Annotated in this window: 2 protein-coding genes and 2 pseudogenes; 2 read left to right on the plus strand and 2 right to left on the minus strand. The window is 29.9% G+C overall.

Translation table 11 applies throughout. The features are described from left to right. Positions 1 to 231, plus strand: a pseudogene (locus BU804_RS03315) (hypothetical protein); the annotation flags it as partial. Between the two features lie 139 nt (positions 232 to 370). Next, on the plus strand, positions 371 to 646 hold the full coding sequence (locus BU804_RS03320) for a hypothetical protein (RefSeq protein WP_075882966.1): 276 nt from the start codon (positions 371 to 373) through the stop codon (positions 644 to 646). Between the two features lie 380 nt (positions 647 to 1,026). On the opposite strand, the gene BU804_RS03325 is transcribed toward BU804_RS03320, so the two are convergent. Then, positions 1,027 to 1,335: a hypothetical protein gene (locus tag BU804_RS03325; RefSeq protein ID WP_075882967.1), complete on the minus strand. Its 309-nt coding sequence runs from the start codon at positions 1,333 to 1,335 to the stop codon at positions 1,027 to 1,029. A 132-nt stretch (positions 1,336 to 1,467) separates the two neighbouring features. Further along, a pseudogene (locus BU804_RS03330) lies at positions 1,468 to 1,701 on the minus strand (hypothetical protein); the annotation flags it as partial.

A 1,701-nucleotide genomic window follows, 5' to 3' on the forward strand; every position in this document is an offset into this window, starting at 1 on the left:
GTTGCTAAAGTTGCATTTGATCCGAAAGAAAAGCCAGAGGGTTGGGAAGAGAAAGATGGAACACCCGATGTTATATTTATGGCTTACAATCCTGCAAAACCCTACCCTACAGACACAAGAGAGAGGCTACCACTAATAAATGCTGATATTAATAAATTAGAAGCTGTGGATTACGGCAGTGCTATAAAAATTCAGGAAGAGAAAGTAGAAGAGTTTAATTCTAAAAATTGAGAAATTTTTATTGCTTTAACTTTTTTTTAAATAAGCTATTTGTACAGACATAATAAATCTGCTAAATAAATTAATAATGTTGGCTGATATTAAGATTAACTTAATCTGGCATCGTTAAATTACAGATAAAGGAGATATTATGACAAAAGGACTAGAAGAATTTAAACATAATTTATTTTTGAATGATCATAAAAGCAATTTTTCCACAGAAAAAACTTCTGCTCAATTACAACTAATTTCTGAGCAAATTTCCCGCGTTTCTGAAGATGATATTAAAAAATTAATGAGTCAAACTAATTTTACCGAAGCAAAGGCAAAAGAAATTTTAGAGGATCGAGAGTTTTATATTGAATTGGCTATGAAGCAAGGTTTAAGCAGAGAAGGGGCAGAAAAGCATGTTGATTCTACCTTTTAAAAATTTGCAAAATTCGAGGGGAGTCTAATATTTAGTTGACTTCATTCTGGGTAATTGAGACATATAAAGAATAGTGATCTTAATTCATTAAAATTTAAATGTCCAATTACCAACGAAAATTAGGTAGATCCGTTTAATTTATAAATAATAGGTATGGGTATTGCTAAATAGATAAGTTTATTGAAATAAAATTATCTATTTAGCAATACCCAATATTGATTTATCAAATAATTTTAAAAATATGTTTCTCTTTTTCCTTCTTTGGTAGTCGAGCATGTAACTTTTTTACAGTTTATTTTTTAAACTTAAAAATTTTTGTTAATGTGCCTCAATTACCAAAAAGGAGTTAATGAAAAATAAATTTTAACTAGCTTTGAATTTTAATAGACAGAATCTACTTGTTCCTCTGCCGCTTGTCTAGTTAAACCTTGCTTCATAGCCAATTCAATATAAAACTCTCGATCCTCTAAAATTTCTTTTGCCTTTGCTTCGGTAAAATTAGTTTGACTCATTAATTTTTTAATATCAGCTTCAGAAACGCGGGAAGTCTGCTCAGAAATATGCTGCGAATGAATAGAAGATTTTTCTCTATTTGCAGATTCAACTGAACAATTTTGCTTTTTCTGAAAAAACTCATTTTCTTCACTTGGAAAATAATGATGTCCAAATCCATTTAATCCACTTATCATAAACATCTCCTTTGTTTGCAATTTAATAATGATCATTTAAAATTTTTAACGTTTGCCAACTTCATTACTTTAGCAAATGTATTATTTATATTCAAATAGCTTATTTTTAAAACTTTAAAAAATTAAAGGGCTTCAACCTCTATAAGAATGAAATTCTTTTACTTTCTCTTCCTGAATTTTTATAGCACTGCCGTAATCCACAGCTTCTAATTTATTAATATCAGCATCTATTAGTGGTCGCCTCTCTCTTGGATCTGTAGGGTAGGGTTTTGCAGGATTGTAAGCCATAAATATAACATCGGGTTTTCCATATTTATCTACATCCCAGCCTTCTGGCTTTTCTTTCGGATCAAATGCAACTTTAGC

It is taken from the genome of Candidatus Protochlamydia sp. W-9 (assembly GCF_001950615.1).
Classification (GTDB): Bacteria; Chlamydiota; Chlamydiia; order Chlamydiales; family Parachlamydiaceae; genus Protochlamydia; species Protochlamydia amoebophila.

Excerpts from the sequence above, each read along its gene's own strand:
- BU804_RS03320 (WP_075882966.1), top strand. The coding sequence starts at position 371 with ATGACAAAAGGACTAGAAGAATTTAAACATAATTTATTTTTGAATGAT.
- BU804_RS03325 (WP_075882967.1), bottom strand. The coding sequence starts at position 1,335 with ATGATAAGTGGATTAAATGGATTTGGACATCATTATTTTCCAAGTGAA.